The 19,280-nt window shown below is 40.4% G+C and carries 18 protein-coding genes; 12 read left to right on the top strand and 6 right to left on the bottom strand.

The features are described 5' to 3' along the window. Positions 1 to 22 precede the first annotated feature (22 nt). Entirely contained in the window at positions 23 to 934 is a 912-nt protein-coding gene (rarD, locus tag Q1K78_RS00600) for an EamA family transporter RarD (RefSeq protein ID WP_300173272.1), read from the bottom strand. Positions 935 to 1,115: 181 nt separating this feature from the next. Between rarD and recQ the strand changes: the two genes are divergently transcribed. From recQ to polA, 3 genes are all read left to right on the top strand, one after another. Further along, positions 1,116 to 2,951 carry an ATP-dependent DNA helicase RecQ gene (gene recQ, locus Q1K78_RS00595; RefSeq protein WP_300173269.1) on the top strand — a complete coding sequence of 612 codons (1,836 nt, stop codon included), beginning with the start codon at positions 1,116 to 1,118 and terminating at the stop codon, positions 2,949 to 2,951. 162 nt (positions 2,952 to 3,113) lie between these two features. Beyond that, on the top strand, positions 3,114 to 3,785 hold the full coding sequence (locus tag Q1K78_RS00590) for a 7-cyano-7-deazaguanine/7-aminomethyl-7-deazaguanine transporter (RefSeq protein ID WP_300173267.1): 672 nt from the start codon (positions 3,114 to 3,116) through the stop codon (positions 3,783 to 3,785). 700 nt (positions 3,786 to 4,485) lie between these two features. Beyond that, positions 4,486 to 7,281, top strand: coding sequence for a DNA polymerase I (gene polA, locus Q1K78_RS00585; protein ID WP_300173264.1), 2,796 nt, complete (start codon positions 4,486 to 4,488; stop codon positions 7,279 to 7,281). Positions 7,282 to 8,015: 734 nt separating this feature from the next. On the opposite strand, the gene yihA is transcribed toward polA, so the two are convergent. After that, positions 8,016 to 8,663, bottom strand: a complete 648-nt coding sequence (yihA, locus tag Q1K78_RS00580; RefSeq protein WP_300173262.1) for a ribosome biogenesis GTP-binding protein YihA/YsxC — start codon at positions 8,661 to 8,663, stop codon at positions 8,016 to 8,018. A gap of 287 nt (positions 8,664 to 8,950) precedes the next feature. Here yihA and Q1K78_RS00575 point away from each other — a divergent pair, with 287 nt between their 5' ends. The 5 genes from Q1K78_RS00575 (at position 8,951) to hemN (ending at position 12,895) form a co-directional block, all read left to right on the top strand. Beyond that, a complete protein-coding gene (locus Q1K78_RS00575) occupies positions 8,951 to 9,568 on the top strand; it encodes a c-type cytochrome (protein ID WP_300173260.1) in 618 nt (205 codons plus the stop codon). A gap of 157 nt (positions 9,569 to 9,725) precedes the next feature. Next, positions 9,726 to 10,367 carry a class I SAM-dependent methyltransferase gene (locus Q1K78_RS00570; RefSeq protein WP_300173505.1) on the top strand — a complete coding sequence of 214 codons (642 nt, stop codon included), beginning with the start codon at positions 9,726 to 9,728 and terminating at the stop codon, positions 10,365 to 10,367. Beyond that, positions 10,367 to 10,921 carry a Der GTPase-activating protein YihI gene (gene yihI / locus Q1K78_RS00565; protein WP_300173258.1) on the top strand — a complete coding sequence of 185 codons (555 nt, stop codon included), beginning with the start codon at positions 10,367 to 10,369 and terminating at the stop codon, positions 10,919 to 10,921. The genes Q1K78_RS00570 and yihI overlap by 1 nt, the downstream gene beginning before the upstream one ends. A 2-nt stretch (positions 10,922 to 10,923) precedes the next feature. Further along, on the top strand, positions 10,924 to 11,415 hold the full coding sequence (locus tag Q1K78_RS00560; protein WP_300173256.1) for a DUF2489 domain-containing protein: 492 nt from the start codon (positions 10,924 to 10,926) through the stop codon (positions 11,413 to 11,415). A gap of 106 nt (positions 11,416 to 11,521) precedes the next feature. Continuing rightward, complete coding sequence (hemN, locus tag Q1K78_RS00555) at positions 11,522 to 12,895, top strand: oxygen-independent coproporphyrinogen III oxidase (RefSeq protein WP_300173254.1); 1,374 nt, start codon at positions 11,522 to 11,524, stop codon at positions 12,893 to 12,895. A 210-nt stretch (positions 12,896 to 13,105) separates the two neighbouring features. On the opposite strand, the gene asnC is transcribed toward hemN, so the two are convergent. Beyond that, positions 13,106 to 13,567 (bottom strand): transcriptional regulator AsnC, encoded by a 462-nt coding sequence (gene asnC, locus Q1K78_RS00550; protein ID WP_300173252.1) that lies wholly within the window; start codon positions 13,565 to 13,567, stop codon positions 13,106 to 13,108. Positions 13,568 to 13,729: 162 nt separating this feature from the next. Between asnC and Q1K78_RS00545 the strand changes: the two genes are divergently transcribed. Then, positions 13,730 to 14,506, top strand: a complete 777-nt coding sequence (locus Q1K78_RS00545; protein WP_300173249.1) for a class I SAM-dependent methyltransferase — start codon at positions 13,730 to 13,732, stop codon at positions 14,504 to 14,506. A gap of 17 nt (positions 14,507 to 14,523) precedes the next feature. On the opposite strand, the gene Q1K78_RS00540 is transcribed toward Q1K78_RS00545, so the two are convergent. Beyond that, on the bottom strand, positions 14,524 to 14,952 hold the full coding sequence (locus Q1K78_RS00540; protein ID WP_300173246.1) for a universal stress protein: 429 nt from the start codon (positions 14,950 to 14,952) through the stop codon (positions 14,524 to 14,526). A gap of 182 nt (positions 14,953 to 15,134) precedes the next feature. Here Q1K78_RS00540 and ftnA point away from each other — a divergent pair, with 182 nt between their 5' ends. The 3 genes from ftnA (at position 15,135) to Q1K78_RS00525 (ending at position 17,342) form a co-directional block, all read left to right on the top strand. Continuing rightward, positions 15,135 to 15,662, top strand: a complete 528-nt coding sequence (gene ftnA, locus Q1K78_RS00535; RefSeq protein ID WP_300173243.1) for a non-heme ferritin — start codon at positions 15,135 to 15,137, stop codon at positions 15,660 to 15,662. Between the two features lie 107 nt (positions 15,663 to 15,769). Beyond that, on the top strand, positions 15,770 to 16,108 hold the full coding sequence (uspB, locus tag Q1K78_RS00530) for a universal stress protein UspB (RefSeq protein WP_300173503.1): 339 nt from the start codon (positions 15,770 to 15,772) through the stop codon (positions 16,106 to 16,108). Positions 16,109 to 16,157: 49 nt separating this feature from the next. Beyond that, positions 16,158 to 17,342 (top strand): NAD(P)/FAD-dependent oxidoreductase, encoded by a 1,185-nt coding sequence (locus Q1K78_RS00525; protein WP_300173241.1) that lies wholly within the window; start codon positions 16,158 to 16,160, stop codon positions 17,340 to 17,342. 201 nt (positions 17,343 to 17,543) lie between these two features. Here Q1K78_RS00525 and Q1K78_RS00520 read toward each other — a convergent pair whose 3' ends face one another. After that, positions 17,544 to 18,152, bottom strand: coding sequence for a tRNA-uridine aminocarboxypropyltransferase (locus Q1K78_RS00520; protein WP_300173238.1), 609 nt, complete (start codon positions 18,150 to 18,152; stop codon positions 17,544 to 17,546). A 2-nt stretch (positions 18,153 to 18,154) separates the two neighbouring features. Then, positions 18,155 to 19,210 carry a hypothetical protein gene (locus tag Q1K78_RS00515; protein ID WP_300173236.1) on the bottom strand — a complete coding sequence of 352 codons (1,056 nt, stop codon included), beginning with the start codon at positions 19,208 to 19,210 and terminating at the stop codon, positions 18,155 to 18,157. Between the last annotated feature and the right edge of the window lie 70 nt (positions 19,211 to 19,280).

Here is a 19,280-nt window from a genome sequence, read left to right as displayed (position 1 = left end):
CGGATTCGCTCTCTTTTTTGTTTTAAACAGCCATTTTTTTCTTTTTGTTAAACAGCCAAGCATCCATCGTAAAGATAATTAATGCTCCCCAAATAAAGGCAAAGGTTATCGCTTTATCTGCACTAAAAATCTCATCATATAGCCCCACAGCAAGAATAAACATCAAACTTGGTCCGATATATTGAAAGAAGCCTAAGGTTGATAGTTTCAATCGTGTTGCCGCCCCCGTAAAGCACAGCAGAGGAACGGTAGTAATAATACCAGCAGCAATGAGTAGTAAATTTAGGTTGGTTGAGTTCTCTGCAAAATTAGAGGTTGGAGAGTCTGCAATAAACAATAGGTAAGTTGCCGCTACTGGTAATAGAACTAACGTTTCAATGAATAAACCTGATTGTGCATCCATAGCGACTTTTTTTCGTAATAAGCCATAGAAACCAAAGCTGCAAGCTAGGGCTAATGCAACGATAGGGATAGACCCAAAAGTAATTAGTTGAATAAGTACGCCAATGGTTGCAAAGACAACCGCAAGCCATTGCAGTTTTCGTAATCGCTCACCTAAAAAAAGCATTCCGAGCATGACATTAAAAATAGGGTTGATGAAATAACCGAGACTGGCATCAAGCATATGATCAGCCGTTACCGCCCAAATGAAGATTAGCCAATTCGCGCCTATCAATACGCTACTTGTCACTAGATAACCCATTTTTCGTTTATCTTTTAGTGTATTAGCAACGGTTTTCCACCCTTTAGATAGACACAGTAATCCAGCCAAAAAAAAGAACGACCAAATAACACGGTGGCTTAAAATCTCAAAGGGGGAAACTTCATTGATGGTTTTAAAATAAATAGGAGCAATGCCCCACATGGTATAGGCACTAATGGCAAAAAAGACCCCCTGACGAGTGCGCTGTTGTTCGAGTTCAGTGGTTGGCATAAGTAGATTCTTAACGGAGTAATGTAACGGGAAAGGTGTCTTTATGATCACACCTTGTATGCGTTGTTATGCGACGAAGTATAGAGGGCGGTGTCGAATGTGCCTAGTTTTTTCCTATTGTTCTTTTCCTCACCAATAACGATAGGTAGAATGACACTTCCGTATTATTAATGAGTGTTTTATGTCCAGCATTACAGCAGAACAGCCAATGAAACAGGTATCACAGAGCCAAACTGTTTTAAGAGATGTTTTTGGTTATCAAGAATTTCGTGTTGGACAAGAAGAAGTCATTAATGCCGCGCTTGAAGGTCAAGACAGTTTAGTGATCATGCCTACTGGTGGTGGTAAATCACTGTGCTACCAGATCCCCGCCTTAGTGTTTGAAGGCTTAACCTTGGTTATTTCGCCATTAATCTCATTAATGAAGGACCAAGTTGATCAATTAAAAGCCGATGGGGTACAAGCTGAATGCTTAAACTCGACGATTGATCGTGATGTTCAAGTGTCGATCTGGAACCGAGTCAATTCTGGCCAAGTAAAAATGCTGTATGTGTCACCAGAGCGCGTGATGATGCGTGATTTTATGGAGCGTTTAGAGTCTCTGAACTTATGCATGATTGCAGTAGATGAAGCGCATTGTATTTCTCAATGGGGGCACGATTTCCGTCCTGAATACGCATCTTTAGGCCAAATCAAACAACGCTTTCCTAATGTACCAATCATGGCACTAACGGCAACGGCTGATGACGCGACTCGTAAAGATATTTTAAGTCGCCTTTCGCTACCAAATCCTCATGAATATTTGGGCAGTTTTGATCGTCCAAATATTCGCTATACCGTGTTAGAAAAACACAAACCAGTCAGTCAAATAGTTCGATATCTTGCGACGCAGAAAAACCAATGTGGTGTTATTTACTGTGGTAGCCGCAAAAAAGTAGAAATGCTGACCGAAAAACTCTGCAATAACCACATTCGAGCGGCGTCTTATCATGCTGGTCTGGATTTGGATGAACGTAATTATGTGCAAGAAGCGTTTCAACGTGATGACATTCAGATCGTTGTTGCTACGGTTGCGTTTGGTATGGGGATAAATAAATCAAATGTACGTTTCGTGGCGCACTTTGATATTCCTAAGAACATCGAATCTTATTACCAAGAGACAGGACGAGCAGGGCGTGATGGTCTGCCAGCAGAAGCCGTAATGCTTTATGATCCTGCTGATATTGTGTGGTTACGTAAACTCGTAGAAGAAAAGCCTGAAGGGCCTCAGAAATTGGTAGAAAGCCACAAGCTCAATGCAATGACCGCCTTTGCAGAAGCGCAGACGTGTCGCCGCCAAGTCCTTTTGAACTATTTTGGAGAATACAGCCCTAAACCGTGTGGTAACTGCGATGTCTGTTTAGATCCACCAAAGCAATTTGATGGGACAGAAGCCGCACAAAAAGCCTTGTCATGTGTCTATCGAGTAAACCAAGGTTTCGGTATTGGTTATGTAGTAGAAGTACTACGAGGCTTGAAAATCGCACGAATTCGAGAGCATGGCCATGACAAATTATCGACTTATGGTATTGGTAAAGAGCACAGTCATGAATATTGGGTCAGTATTATTCGTCAGTTGATCCATAAAGGATTATTGGCGCAAAACATTACTCGAAATTCGACGCTGCAATTAACCGAAGAAGCGCGTCCGATCCTAAGAGGGCAAGAAGCGTTAGAGCTTGCGGTTCCACGACTTGATACCGCAGCGAAAACGGCGAAGTCAGAGAAATTAAATAATCGTCATTATGATAAGCAGTTATTTGCTAAATTACGGAAATTGCGTAAATCGATTGCTGATCGTGATGACTTGCCGCCTTATGTCGTCTTTAGTGACGCCACATTAATGGATATGGCCGATATTACGCCAACGTCATATGGTGAAATGTTAGCGGTGAATGGTGTAGGGCAGAAGAAGTTAGAAAAATACGCCGATCCATTTTTAGATTTAATTGAAATGCACATTACCGGGCAAGGATAAGTCATAAGTCTATTTCCGTCGGTTTTATGTCTTGTGTGCAAAAGCGGTTAATGTATAATCACCGCCCTGAAAATTGGCTAGAGTCACTATATAAATAAACGGTGATTTTAGCTTTGTGTTTAATTTGGGTTCCCTCGCCCCCAATGACAAAAAGGTACTTATATGAGTACATTTACGCCCGCGCAAAAGCGCAACGCTTTATCCTTCCTTGTAGTGTTCCACCTCGTAATTATTGCATCAAGTAACTATTTGGTTCAGATCCCATTCACTTTGTTTGGCTTTCATACCACTTGGGGTGCATTTACCTTTCCATTCATTTTCTTAGCGACAGATTTAACGGTTCGGATCTTTGGCGCAAAAATGGCAAGAAGCATTATCTTCTTTGTTATGTTGCCAGCCTTAGCGGTCTCTTATTTTTTATCTGTTGTCTTTTTTGAAGGGCAGTATCAAGGTTTTTCACAGCTTGGTGAGTTTAACTTGTTCGTAGCACGTATTGCGATCGCAAGCTTTATGGCTTATTTGCTTGGACAGATATTAGATGTTCATGTGTTTAACCGTCTTCGTCAGCTAAAACAGTGGTGGGTAGCTCCAACGTGTTCAACTCTGTTTGGTAACGCAATTGATACCTTGGCGTTCTTTGCCATTGCTTTCTATCAAAGTCCAGATGCTTTCATGGCAGAGCATTGGACGGAAATAGCGCTTGTGGATTATGGCGTTAAACTGGTGATTAGTTTGGGTCTGTTTGTTCCTATATATGGTGTATTACTGAATTATCTCATTCGTAAATTAACATCAGAAGGACATCAATTAGCGACTCAATCTTCTCAATCGTAGGGTTAAGATAGAATGTATACAAGGTCAGCAATTAGCTGGCCTTCTTTAGCGGTCTATCTTATTGAATTTTAAAGTATTTACTAATTAGGTGAGATTCTTTCTCATTTAACTGTTGCAAAGTAAGTGAGAATGGTTATTATTACGTTGTCTTCGGGGGATAATGCTATTGCAGTTTACTCTGTACCATTTCAAGAAGGCACGACATTGCTCACATTGCTTCCAGTGTACATCAGCTATATGAATAGTGGTGAACGTTCCTAAGTTAACGGCTACCATTATTCTTTTTTGCTGAGCGGCGCTTCTTTTAGAAGTCGTCGCTTTTTTTTGTCTGTTTTTTGAGTTATCTGCAAAATTTACTATAAATTATGCGCTTTAAAATGGTTTGTTTTTTAATCGGAAATAGCATGGTTAATATTATTGTCCACAAAGCATGATCAACTAAGGATCTCTTTGTTGATCATTTGAATTGAGCTAAGCTTTTGATTTGTTAGTTTTAAATTCACTTTTTTTAAATGAATAAAATAGTTATTAATTGTACGAAAAATAATTACAAACAGAGTTATCCACAGAAGTGAGTTGTATGTAATTCTGAATTTTTGATAAATAAAACAAGAAAAAAGGAATGAAGAGCAGCAATTTGATGTGGCTTGGGTATAAAATGAAACTCATTGATCATAATAACCTCTGGATAATACCGACTATGGCAAGAATTCCTGATAATCCATTCATCTTAGTGGATGGCTCTTCGTATCTTTTTCGTGCGTATCACGCAGCACCTAACTTTACTAATGGCGAGGGACAACCAACGGGTGCGGTGTATGGCGTGATCAACATGCTGCGTAGTCTCCTAAAGCAATTTGAAACAAACCGTATCGCGGTTATTTTTGATGCGAAAGGAAAAACCTTCCGTAATGATATGTATCCAGAGTACAAAGCGAATCGTCCCCCAATGCCGGATGATTTGCGTTGCCAAATCGAGCCGCTGCATAAACTGATCAAAGCAATGGGTTTACCGCTGATCTCTATCTCAGGCGTAGAAGCCGATGATGTGATTGGTACTTTAGCATCGCAAGCATCAAAAGCGGGTATTCCAGTGCTGATCAGTACTGGTGATAAAGATATGGCGCAATTGGTTGATGAGAACGTCACATTAATTAATACCATGACGAATGTGATCATGGGACCTGAAGGTGTAGAAGAGAAATTCGGCGTGCCACCAGAGCTGATTATTGATTATCTCGCACTGATGGGTGATACCTCAGATAACATTCCGGGTGTTCCTGGCATTGGTGATAAAACAGCAAGAGCACTATTACAAGGTGTGGGTGGCTTAGATGCGCTTTATGCCAATCTTGATGATATTGCACCATTAGGTTTCCGTGGCTCAAAAGGCATGGCGAAAAAGTTAGAAGAGAATAAAGAAGGGGCTTACCTTTCTTATGAACTAGCGACCATTAAGCTTGATGTTGAATTAGAGCAGCGACCTGAAGAGCTTGTAAAACAAGACCCAGATGTTGATGAATTAATCCAGATGTTTGGTCAGATGAATTTTAAACGTTGGCTAACCGAAATGCTGGACGGCAGTGACGGTAAGATCGTTTCACATGAAACATCAGCAAATAGAAAAATCGATTCATCATCAGATAATGTTGAAGAAGAGACGATTGTTGCAGCTCAAGTCGATCGTTCAAAATACGAAACCATTTTAACCAAAGACGCATTTTTATCTTGGTTAGAAAAGTTAAACAACGCTGAAATTACTGCTTTTGATACTGAAACAGACAGTTTAGATTACATGGTGGCTAACCTTATTGGTTTGTCGTTTTCTGTCGAAGAAGGTGAAGCTGCGTATGTTCCTGTTGCTCATGACTATCTTGATGCCCCTGAGCAACTTGATCGTGATTGGGTTCTTGAGCAATTAAAACCGTATTTAGAAGACGACAACAAAGCAAAAGTGGGTCAAAACTTAAAATACGATGCAAGTGTATTAGCGCGTTACGATATCGAGATGAAAGGGATTAAGTTCGATACCATGTTGGAGTCATACGTGTATAACAGTGTAGCAGGCAAGCACAACATGGACAGCCTAGCACTGCGCTATCTACAACATAATACGATATCATTTGAAGAGATAGCCGGTAAGGGTAAGAAGCAACTAACCTTTAACCAAATTGCACTAGAGCAAGCAGCGCCGTATGCGGCGGAAGATGCTGACATCACGCTGCGTTTACATAACGTATTACATGCAAAATTAGCCGATGATGAGAAGTTAAATTCTGTATTTATAGATATTGAGCTTCCTTTGATCTCTGTACTTTCTCGTATGGAAAGAAAAGGGGTTTATATCGATGATATGCTGCTTTCTGCACAATCACTTGAGATTGGACTACGTCTAGACGAGCTAGAAAAAGCAGCGTATGAAGTTGCAGGGCAAGAGTTTAATATGAACTCACCAAAGCAACTTCAAGTCATTCTATTTGAAAAAATGGAACTGCCAGTCATTAAGAAGACACCATCAGGAGCCGCTTCAACCAATGAAGAAGTACTGCAAGAGTTGGCGTTAGAGTATGAATTACCTAAGTTGATTTTAGAGTATCGTGGCTTAGCGAAGTTAAAATCTACCTATACCGATAAACTGCCGAAGATGATTAACCCATCAACAGGCCGTGTTCACACGTCTTATCATCAAGCGGTAACAGCAACAGGTCGTTTATCCTCGACCGAGCCAAACTTACAAAACATTCCAGTCCGTAATGAAGAAGGCCGCCGCATTCGCCAAGCGTTTGTTGCCCCTCATGGTTGGAAAATTCTCGCAGTCGATTACTCTCAAATTGAATTGCGTATCATGGCGCATTTATCTCAGGATAAAGCGTTATTAGAAGCATTCTCAGCAGGTAAAGATATTCACTCAGCAACCGCGGCAGAAGTGAAGGGCGTATCGATAGAGGAAGTGACATCTGAAGATCGTCGTCGTGCTAAAGCCATCAACTTTGGCTTGATCTATGGCATGAGTGCGTTTGGTTTGGCGAAACAGATTGGCATCTCTCGTGGTGAAGCGCAAGATTACATGAATGTCTATTTCGAGCGTTATCCTGGTGTAATGCAATACATGGAAGAGACTCGTTTACTGGCAACAGAGCAAGGCTATGTTGAAACCTTATATGGACGACGTTTGCACTTACCTGAAATCAATGCGCGTAATGCGATACGCCGTAAAGCTGCGGAACGTGCCGCGATCAATGCGCCAATGCAAGGTACAGCAGCAGACATTATCAAAAAAGCGATGATCTTGGTTGATAACTGGATTGAAGCAGAAGGTAATGGCCGAGTTAACTTACTAATGCAAGTACACGATGAATTGGTATTTGAAGTGCAAGAAGACGCATTAGAAGAAGTGACTCAGAAAGTAACCGCCTTAATGGAAGGTGCCGTGACATTAGATGTGCCTCTTATTGCAGACAGTGATTTTGGTGACAACTGGGATGAAGCCCATTAACCAATAATGTTGTTCTAAAATGTAATTAAAGTGTTACTGATTAAATTGTAATTCAGTTACATCTGAAATTAAAACTATGAGCCAGCGCACGCGTTGGCTTTTTTTTACCTCAAATAAAGTGAGCTATGTCAGGTGTATGTTGTGTTTTTATGAACGAAACTGAAAAAAAATTACAAAAAAAGGTTTTCAAAACTGTTCGTTTGTTGTACATTTATCTGTGTAGGGTACAGAGGTAAAGATGTTCTATCTTTCAGACCTTTTGTTTCACGTTATTGGATTTGGCTAAATTCAACCGCCTCAGTCAACCTTTTTGACTGGGGCGTTTTTTCTTTCTAGGCCTTCAAAAATCATTTCTTGTTTTTCTCCCCATGTACTTCTTTTTGTAACTTTCCCACAGTATGTAATTTTTATTACACGTTATTATATTGATAATTTATACATATAATTATCTTAAATAATTGTTTTTTAAATGAATGATTTTGTTTTTAGACGTTTTTTAGAAGATTTCTAAGATGATGTGAAGTTTACGAATAGTAGAGGGGGGATTGCTAGGAAGTGGTGGTTGTTTCATGAGATGGTTTGGTGCATGATGCGCGACAGAAAAACAATAACACCTCTTTATCTCTCCCATTTCCCCACCTGTTAAGGTGGGGTTATTTTTATCACAGGCTATACCTGTTATATCAATCTATATGAATAACAATACTCATATATAGATGGATAGTTAGATGTGATTACTCAGCATCTAGGTTTTTAATCAATTCTTCATCGATTTCAAAAGCAGGTGCAAACCATGTATCTAATTTTGCACGCAATAAATCAACACCAATGCCTTTCAATGAAGAGAAAGCATCAACAGCCACTTCACCACCAAATTCTAATGAAGCTTCACGAATTTTTAGCACTTGAGTTTGACGAGCACCACTTTTAAACTTGTCAGCTTTAGTCAGTAGCACTTGAACTGGAATCGATTGATCGACAGCCCAATAGATTAATTGTTGGTCAAGGTCTTTCATTGGATGACGGATATCCATCAATACCACTAAGCCTTTTAAGCACTGGCGCTTCTGTAGGTATTCACCTAATGATTTCTGCCATTTCTTTTTTAGCTCGATAGGAACTTGAGCAAAACCGTAGCCAGGTAAATCCACAATATGACAATTCTCATCCACTTTGAATAAGTTAATCAGCTGTGTTCGACCAGGAGTCTTAGACGTTTTCGCCAAACCTCTTTGATTTGTTAAGCGGTTTAATGCGCTTGATTTTCCTGCATTAGAACGACCAGCAAAAGCAACTTCAATACCTTCATCTTCAGGTAAATGGCGAATATCTGGTGCACTGGTAATAAAGTGGGTATTTTGGTAGTGAATGATTTTGCTCACTGTTAACTCCGTCTCGACTGAAACCAAGCTGTAGATAATGATCCAAGTAGGATTATTGTAGTCAGCTGATTACTTTTTTGTGAAAATGTGTAAAATAACCGCATTAAGGTTGTCATTATTAACGTTATGGTGACAAACTTAGAACAAAAACGGTAAAGGTCGCTCATTGTATCATGCTGTAGCCAATTTAGAGCGGTACTGGAAGCTTAATATCCAACACAATGTAAATAAATCCTATTTAAAAGGATAACTCATTGTGAGGGAACGATAATAATAAATGGAATGTCATGAAAAAATTAGCGCTGATATTAACTCTCCTAGCTAGTTGCTCAACATGGGCTCAAGGAGATATCGAAGCTGGAAAGCAAAAATCCGTAACCTGTACGGCTTGTCATGGTCAAGAAGGTAACAGTACTCTGACCCAATACCCAAACTTAGCGGGTCAACATGCTGGTTATCTTGAAAAGCAGATCAATGAATTTAAATTAGGTATGCAAACTCAAGGTAAGCAAGGCCGCATGGATCCAGTAATGGGTGCAATGGCAATGGGCGTTGATGAGCAAGGAGCCAAGGATATTGCTGCGTATTACGCCTCTTTACCTATGGCTGATAATACAACCCCTGAAGAATCTATCCCTGAAGGTAAAGCATTGTATTTCGCTGGTGATATGGAACGTGGGATCACGGCGTGTGTTGCGTGTCATGGCCCTCGTGGCAATGGCACATCACTGTCTGGTTTCCCTAAAATTTCTGGTCAGCATTCTGATTACGTAAAAGCGCAGTTAGAAAAATTCCGCTCTGGCGATCGTGCAAATGATATGAATGGTATGATGCGTGATATTGCGAAGAAGCTGACAGATGAAGACATTGCTACCTTGTCTCAATATGTTGGTGGATTACATTAATTTTTTAATGTAATTTCAGTCTACATCAAGACCAAATTTAAGAAGCAGCTCTCGTGGCTGCTTTTTTTTATTAAAAAAGCGTTAAAACGATTATCTTTACACCAGTATCGGGTATACTTCCCGCCCTAGAATTTTCAGGGAGTGAAGTGAGTTTATGATGCAATCTTGCCCTTTGTGTCAGCATTCACAGGCTGATAACTTCCATCAAGATAAGCATCGACGCTATTATCGTTGTCGGCAATGTTATCTTATTTATGTGGATGAGGCAGATCGTTTCGACGCCGAGGCTGAAAAAGCTCACTATGATTGCCATGAAAATAATCTTGACGATGAAGGATATAAAACCTTCTTATCACGATTTTCTGAGCCCTTGTTGCAACGTGTTGGTAAGACACCTCAACAAGGTCTAGACTTTGGATGTGGCCCTGGACCATTGCTTGCTCATATGATGAGAGAAGCGGGTCACCATATCGAACTCTATGATATTTATTACACACCAGATAAGTCCGTGCTTACTAAGCAGTATGACTTCGTCAGTTGTACAGAAGCTATTGAGCATTTTTATCAACCTCAAAACGAATTGGAATTGTTATTGAGCTTGATAAAACCTGGTGGTTGGTTAGGTATCATGACGAAACTAGCCAGGGATGAAAGCGCGTTTGCCACTTGGCATTACAAGAGTGATTTAACCCATGTCAGCTTTTTCAGCAAAGCAACGTTTGAGTTTGTAGCACAGCGCTACCAGCTTGATGTAGAGTTTGTTGGAGAGGATGTCATTTTACTGAGGAAAACCCAGTAATGAGCCGTTCTAAAAAAGCCCGTACTCCGGGAATGGCGAGTGAGCCAGTAGTTGTAACACGTAACCGTACCGATCGTGACGTAGACAGTCGTGAAATTAAGCGTAAAAAGAAACGTAAAGGCCTAAAAGCCGGTGCTCGTAACGTTGAAAGTGATTCAGAGAAAGCACGTCGTTTTTCTCAGAAGAAAGATCCTCGTATTGGCAGTAAAAAACTAATTCAACTTGTTGTTGAAGAGAAGAAGAAATCAAGCAAGCAAGAGCGTCGTCTAACTAATGAGCAAGAATTAGCTCAATTAGAAAATGATGCACAGCTAATGGTTCTTCTGGATCGTATTGATAATGGTGAAAACCTAGGTATGGGTCTGCAAAAATACGTCGATGAGAAATTAGCGCGCATCGAACACTTAATGGGTCGTTTAGGCTTATTAGATGACGAAGAAGCTGAATTAGAAGAAGAAATTGCAGAATTTCCTGAATTTGCTGATCGTAAAGCGAAAAGCGACGACGATCTACTAGCGGATTTTGATAACTTCAATATGGATGATTTTAAATAATTATGCCTACAGTAACCCTGTTAGCACTGCTTGGCGGTGCAATTATTCTTGCGTTGGCTAGTTATGCTGGCAGCTTACTGATGAAGTTAAAAAAGCAGAAGGAACTGCAAGCACAACACAGAAAATTGGCGATACAGAAGCGTAACGCCAATATTTTTGAGAATGTGGTTTTACTTTGCCAAGCAGGAATGCAAGAGCAATGTGATTACTCAGAGCTGTCTATTCGCTTATACTGCATAATGGATTATCTGCAAGAAGATGATCGTATTGATGTCGAGACGGAATACCCAGCATTGTCTGAGTTGTATCACGTGGTTAAAGATATGCCGCGTGGTGATGAACGACAAGAATTAGCGAAACAAGATCGAATGAAAGACAATTTAGTTCGAACTAAAGCTGAAGCTCGTTTGCAAGATACGATTAAAATTGAGATCCAGCAATTACACGATCGCATCAAACCACTGAATCAAAAAATTGATATTAAAATGATCTGATCGACACTTCTATTTCTTATTGCATTGAAGTCATCGGCTTTATGGAGCAAATGTTTTATGATGCAAAGAATAGTGTCAATGCAGATATAAAGAGATGGAAGTAGTCATGTCAAATCAACAAATAGTATGGGACCAAGAGATCATTGAGAAGTATAACTACTCAGGCCCTCGTTACACCTCTTACCCAACGGCTTTAGAGTTTCACGAAGCGTATACTCCTGCTGAATTCGATATGGCGTGTACTCAGTACCCAGAGCGCCCACTGTCTCTTTATATTCACATCCCATTCTGCCATAAGTTATGTTATTTCTGTGGCTGTAATAAAGTGATTACTCGTCACCACCATAAAGCAGACATCTACTTAGACTCATTAGAGCTAGAGATCCGTCAGCGTGCAGCACTATTTACTGAACGTAAAGTGACACAATTGCACTTTGGTGGCGGAACACCAACCTTCTTAACGAAAGTACAATTCACGCGTCTTATGACATTATTGCGCGGAGAGTTTAACTTTGAAGAGGGTGCAGAGATCAGCATCGAAGTAGACCCGCGTGAAATTGAGCTAGATATGCTTGACCATTTGCGCGACGAAGGCTTTAACCGTCTAAGTATTGGTGTGCAAGATTTTAATAAAGAAGTTCAGTTGTTGGTTAACCGTGACCAAGATGAAGATTTCATTATTTCAATGGTAGAGCGCGCTAAACACCTAGGTTTCCGTTCAACGAACCTTGATTTGATTTATGGCTTACCAAAGCAATCTGCCAAATCACTGGCGCTAACCATTAAGCGAGTACTTGAGATGGAACCGGGTCGTCTGTCTGTATTTAACTATGCACACATGCCAACTCTGTTTGCCGCGCAGCGTAAAATCAAAGATGCTGATTTACCAGCACCCGCTGAAAAGTTAGTCATGCTACAAGAAACCATCGAAACATTGACTGGCGCAGGCTATCAATTCATTGGTATGGATCACTTTGCTTTGCCGGATGATGAGCTAGCCATCGCACAGCGTGAAGGCATTCTTCACCGTAACTTCCAAGGTTACACAACCCAAGGTGAGTGTGATTTATTAGGAATGGGCGTGTCAGCTATCTCTATGATTGGTGACAGCTACGCACAGAACAAGAAAGACTTAAAAGAATACTACGCACAAGTAGACGATAAACGTCATGCTCTGTGGCGTGGTGTTGCACTAGACCAAGATGATTTAATCCGTCGTGAAGTGATTAAACAGCTGATCTGTAATTTCACATTAGATACGAAAGCGATTGAAGCCGAGTTTAGTTTAGATTTTGATAAATACTTTGCTGAAGACATTAAATTACTGCAAACGTTTATTAACGATGAGTTAGTCACTATGCACGAAGGGCGTATTGATGTTGAACTGCGCGGTCGTCTTCTAATTCGTAATATCTGTATGTGTTTTGATAAATACTTACGAGATCGTGCGCGTCAGCAGCAGTTTTCTAGAGTTATCTAAGAATAGAGTTATGTGATTCGTTTTGAAAATTTGAAGCCGTAGGTGTTGATGCACCTGCGGCTTTTTTTGGAAACTAGAATCTATACGCTGCGCTAACTAGAGGCTATAAGAGCCAGTATGATTGATGTGAATCGTATTTATTACATCGTTAGTGCTTTTGATTCTATAGTTTCTAGAGCGAAGCGTTCTAGTTAGCGCAGCGTATAGTCTCTACGGTTTCACATTCCTATTAATCGGATTCTGCAACGAAATCAGCGTCTCAGTCGACTGTACTTCCTCAATCGCTTGTAACTTATCAATCAACACATGCTGTAGCTCTTGAATGCTCTTACACATCAGCTTAACGAAGATATTGTAAGCACCTGTCGTGTAATAAGCCTCAACCACCTCCTCTAGGGCATCGAGTTTTGCTAATGCCGAATGGTAGTCTCGGGCCGCGTATAAATTAATCCCAATAAAACAACACACATCGTAGCCCAAGGTTTTAGGGTTCACGATCACTTCCGTGCCTTCAATGATGTTAGCCGCTTTCATTTTTTCAATACGAACGTGAATAGTCGCAGGGCTAACGTCAAAACGCTTAGCTAATTCAGCGTAAGGGGTTCGAGCGTCATTCATCAATGCTTGTAGAATAGATCGGTCAAGATCATCGATTTTACTGGTGTTGTTCATGAGGTGCTTTATCCCTGTGCCCAAAAGTGTTTTATATAAACTTACTATTTAAACTACTCTAAGATAAAGCGTTCAGCGAGCACTTTATCTAGTCGTTTTTATTAATATCTATTACCATAGGCGCTTGCTGTTCCTAATTGATTAAGCTTGTTGGAGTGCCCTGTGCAAATAGCGTTATTGTGTGAAGACCCAAACCGTCAACCTGAGTTAGAGGCGATAGCCACTCGCTGGGGATTAACGCATGACCAAGAAAATATCTTTGCTTTGGTATTAACTACAGAGCAATTAGAGCTTCATAAGCGTGATGAACCAAAGTTAGGGGCTATTTTTGTTGATTTAGTTTCTGGTGCTGTCGCTCATCGTCGTAAATTTGGTGGCGGTAAAGGACAATCTATAGCAAAAGCGGTCGGACTGAATAAAGGCGCAACGCCTGTCGTTCTTGATGGTACAGCAGGCCTAGGTCGTGATGCGTTTGTATTGGCATCGTTAGGTTGTAAAGTTCAAATGGTCGAACGTCACCCTGTGGTAGCGGCTTTGCTTGATGATGGATTAGCTCGCGCAAAAAAAGACGCAGAAATTGGTTGTTGGGTATCAGAGCGAATGTCCCTGCTGCACGCTTCAAGTCATGATGCCTTAGAGCAATTGATGGCTCAAGAAGCGTTTGAACAACCAGATGTGGTTTATCTTGACCCTATGTACCCGCATCCAGAGAACAAAAAGAAAAGCGCGCTAGTGAAAAAAGAGATGCGTGTATTTCAATCCTTGGTTGGCGCAGATAACGATGCCGATGCATTGTTAGCACCGGCACTGATCATGGCAAAAAAACGCGTGGTAGTAAAACGTCCAGATTACGCAGAATGGCTTGATAACCAAAAACCATCAATGGCGATAGAGACCAAAAAGAATCGCTTTGATGTTTATGTTAACGCCGCAATGTAATCCAACTACGTTACTATTTATTCGTTTTTAAATGGCACCACAAGTACATCAATTGGACAGGTATTAATGACTTGTCTGGTTGATGAGAGTAACTTACTCCAGAAATCTTGGTGATGGCCACACACTACCAAGTCAACATCTAGGTTTTCAATCGCCTCACACAACTCATTACTCAAATCACCACTGCTGACCAAGGTTTTATGGATTGGGTAATCAGCAAACTCAACCAAATGTCTCATGGCTTCTTTGGAGGCTTCCATCGCCTGATGCTGTGTTTCTGCAAGGTTGATATCAATTAAGCCTGTATATAGCTCTGCGTAGCTCACATCAATGTGAATAAAAGAAACTTTAGCCTCTAGCGCTTTGGCTAAGCCCGCCGCTTTAGTGACCAATGATTTACTCTCTTCTGTTAAATCGACAGCAACAAGAATATGTTGGTAACTCATGATGTTTCTCCTATTAATCCAATATTGAATCTATTCATAAACATAGATTAGCACCAGATCTATTCTTTTTTTGTCGCTTAGATCTCGTTCTGATTGATGATTATTGATTAATCAAGCTATAGGTGAGTTATGTTATAGTTGTATGAATTTCTAACAAATATTACTCATAAAGGAACGTGAATATGTTAGCAAAAACAATGATCGACCATCTAAATGCACAAATTAACCTAGAATTTTTCTCATCTAACCTATACTTACAAATGAGTGCTTGGTGTGAAGATAAAGGATTTGATGGCGCAGCCTCATTTTTTAGGGCGCATGCGACAGAAGAAATGGAGCACATGCAGCGTCTGTTTACTTATGTAAGCGAGACAGGAGCAATGCCTATTTTAGGAACGATTGAAGCACCGCAATCAGAGTTTTCTGGCTTAGGTGATGTATTTCGAACCACTCTTGAACATGAGCAAATGATCACACAAGAGATCAATAAATTGGCTCATGTGGCGTTTACTTCACAAGACTACTCAACGTTTAATTTTCTTCAGTGGTATGTTGCAGAGCAGCACGAAGAAGAAAAATTATTCAAAGGTATTTTAGATAAAATTGATTTAGTAGGTGAAGACGGTAAAGCATTGTTCTTTATTGATAAAGATTTAGCAGTATTAGCTAAATCTGGTTCAACATCTATTATGGATAGCACTGCTGGGTAAGTTTCAAATTCCCCACATGTAGTAAGCGTAGAGTGCTTTTTATAGGCATGTAAGCGTATTGGGTCGTTACTTACTAAGCACATAAGACAAGTATGTCAGAGGTGATTATGATAAGTGGCGACCTTATATTATTAGCATTATTTTCAGTAACGTGTATTAACATTATTCGTTATTTGAGCACGCTCAAAACCCTTCTTTTTGTAATGAAAGAAGTACATCCTATGCTGTATCAACAAGTGGATGGGCGAAGTTTCTTTACTACTCACGGTAACATCGGTAAGCAAACCAAATTATTTCAGTACCTATGGCAAGAAGAATATCTGGACCATTACGACACCCTTTTTGTGTTTAAATGCGAAAAAGCACGTTATCTTTTTATGCTATCTAGTGCCTTATTACTCGTGAGTGTTGCTGTGTTTTTCTTAGTAATTAGTTTGGGCATCTAGAGCTGATAATAGTACACTCCCTGCCAATTGAATTTGGGGTGAGAGTGAGATGAAAAAAGTAGACGTAGTGGTTATTGGCGCTGGTGCAGCAGGCCTAATGTGTGCAGCAGAAGCAGGCAAAAGAGGTCGCAGTGTATTGGTGGTCGATCATGCGAAAAAGCCAGGCCGAAAAATCCTGATCTCTGGTGGTGGTCGCTGTAACTTTACCAATTATGATGTCACTGCGCATAATTTCGTATGTAACAATACGCATTTTGTGAAATCTGCATTATCCCAATACACCAATTGGGACTTTATCTCCATGATATCTAAATATGGAATTGAGTTTGAAGAGCGCGATCATGGGCAACTGTTTTGTGTTGATTCAGCCAAAGAGATCGTCGGTATGCTGCTTAAAGAGTGCGAATTAGCAGGGGTTAATTACCGTTACAATTGTGATGTTCATAGCATAGAGAAAAAAGAGTCTGGCTTTACGCTTAAATTGGACACTGAGACTATAGAGTGTGAATCACTGGTTGTTGCAACGGGTGGTCTATCTATGCCGAAGCTAGGCGCGACCCCATTTGGTTATCAATTGGCTGAACAATTTGGTCTGTCTATGGTTCCAACATCGGCGGGACTTGTGCCATTTACATTACATAAAGAAGACAAAGAAGCCTTCTCTGAGCTGTCAGGTATCGCTGTTCCAGTGGTGGTTGAGTCTGAAAGTGGCGATAGTTTTAAAGAAAACCTATTGTTTACTCACCGTGGTTTATCTGGCCCATCTATTCTACAAATTTCCTCATATTGGAGTGCTGGTCAAAAAGTAATGATAGATCTATTACCTAATAACGACTTGTCTGAGGAATTAGATAAGATGCGTGAAGCTCATCCAAATCAAAGCGTTAAAAATTCATTGGCGAAGCTGTTACCAAAAAGAGTGGTAGAAACGTTATTAAATACGACGGTTTTTCAAGAACGCTCTCTAAAACAAGTCAACAATAAAGAGCAAGAGCAATTATGCACTCTGATCCATCAGTGGAAAGTTTTGCCTAATGGTACAGAAGGTTATCGTACGGCAGAAGTAACGCTAGGTGGGGTAAACACCGATGAGCTGTCTTCTAAAACAATGGAATCGAAAAAGGTACCGGGTCTTTATTTCGTTGGAGAGGTAATGGATGTCAGTGGTTGGCTTGGTGGCTATAATTTTCAATGGGCATGGTCAAGTGGCTACGTAGCAGGAATTAATGCGTAGTATAATATAATTGTGTCATTGCCTTTGGTTGTTATGGTTCAGTAAGTCATTACCGATTTTTTGACGCGTTCTTTGAAGTCCAATATACGCTTGATGCCAAAGTAGTGGCTGAGTTTGAACCCAACCAAGAGGTATGACTATTGTTGAATACATTATTTACAAGGTTACTTTTTAGGCGCACCTAAAGCACTAGATCTCTAGTTAACTTGATGGTGAATTTAAACGATGACCACTGCGCTCAGCCTGATATACCGCTAGAAATTGATCATAATAACAAGAAAGAGCGTGTGCATTCGCAGGCTCTTTTACCATCTCTAATACTTCAATTCCCGCTTCACAAGTGCATAAGTTCCCTTGGCTTTGATTACGACGTAAATGGTAGCGAGAGGCTTCATTTGGTGTAAGTTCAAGGCAAGGTAACGTTTTTAACCAAGGGCTTTTATTCACCATTTTTTTTGCTTCTTGCCACGTTGCATCTAACAAAATAAACAGCTGTTTTTTGTTTGAGTTTTTACGTTGTGGGTAATCTGAACTGAGTGTAGGAGCATCACTTGGAAACAATAACCAAGCCTCAACCTCTTCTTGGTTTATCTTGTTAATAAGCTCTGTAGGTTCCACTTTTCTTTGCCATAAATAGCTTTTAGCTTTAGGTAAGCTATTAAGTAATAACTTACCCGTATTAGTCAGCTTGTTGAGTTCATTCTCGTGATACAGCAGTGCAAATTCAACCTGTGAGTCTAAGCTTGGTTGGTAACCACAAATGCAGTTATGAACAAAACCACATGTTGGGCAAGAAGAGCTAATTTCCATGATTATTTATCCAATGTACTTTGGTTTAATGTGTTTTTGTTCAATGTACCACTCGTTGAGTAAAGAGTCAGCCCTGATTGAATAGGGAAGGTGACGCCATTGACCGTCTCTTTATCTGCGGATATTTGATTACCTTGTTGTGAGAATGTACGCTCAGAAATCAGATATTGGCGCTGATGGCGACTCATTAAGACGTGAAGTTTATCATCTTGAGTTGCTTGCCAAACGCCAGTTTCAACCAGCTGAGGCTCATCAGTATTGTAATCGTAAGTGGTTATTGCAGAGTGGTCTGAACCAAGTATTAATCCAATCGTTAACCCTGAATCTCCCACTGAACTGGTGCCTTGATAGGTGTTTACCCAGCGTTGTGTGGTGTCTTTGGCTGCAAGCGTAGCGCACCCTTGATATGTTTTACCTTTGATCTCTATTTCAGAGTTCCATCCGTAAATTGACTCAACCATGCTGTCTTTGCATAGTCCTTTGGTCATGGTTAATGAAAAATCATCGCTTTTATAATGGCGCTTAGTGACGCTAAATGTTTGGTCAATGATTGTCTGTTTCTGTGTTGGTTTTCCCATTTCAGCGAAAACTAATTCACCATTGATAACTTGTAAGTTCCAAAATGGTTCATTACCAAAGGCTTTGGTCGGTTGTACTTTTCTCTGACAAGATGCACCTTCACCAGCGACTAAGGTATTGATTTGCGATACCACAAAGCGAGCGGGGTAATCATTTGCAAAACCACCTTTTGGTGGTGCTTCAAAGTGACCAATTAATTCCCCATACATAGCTTGATAAGGAGAAGATTGAATGTCATTACTGGCTTGCCATTGTTCTGGTGATAGGTTTATCCAATATTGTTGATCGCTGCTGCAAGGTTGGATACTTTGGGATTCGTGCCCAATAATTACCGTGCCACGCAGCATAAAAGTATGAGGCACTTTTTGCTTAGCGGCTTGTGTGCTCTCTGGTGAATGATGAGAGTCCGGCGTGGACGAGTGCTGACTGCATCCTGCTAAAAATAATAAAGTACTTAAAGCCAGTAATGATGTTTTCATTCTATTTACCTTGCAGGATTAACGTGGATTCTAGTATGCCATAGGACAGTGAAAATGCGTGATAATTCAC

This window comes from uncultured Aliivibrio sp., assembly GCF_946479765.1.
Lineage (GTDB): Bacteria > Pseudomonadota > Gammaproteobacteria > Enterobacterales > Vibrionaceae > Aliivibrio.
The sequence above is the reverse complement of the archived record's forward strand: the minus strand, read 5'-3'. Positions and strand labels throughout refer to the sequence as shown.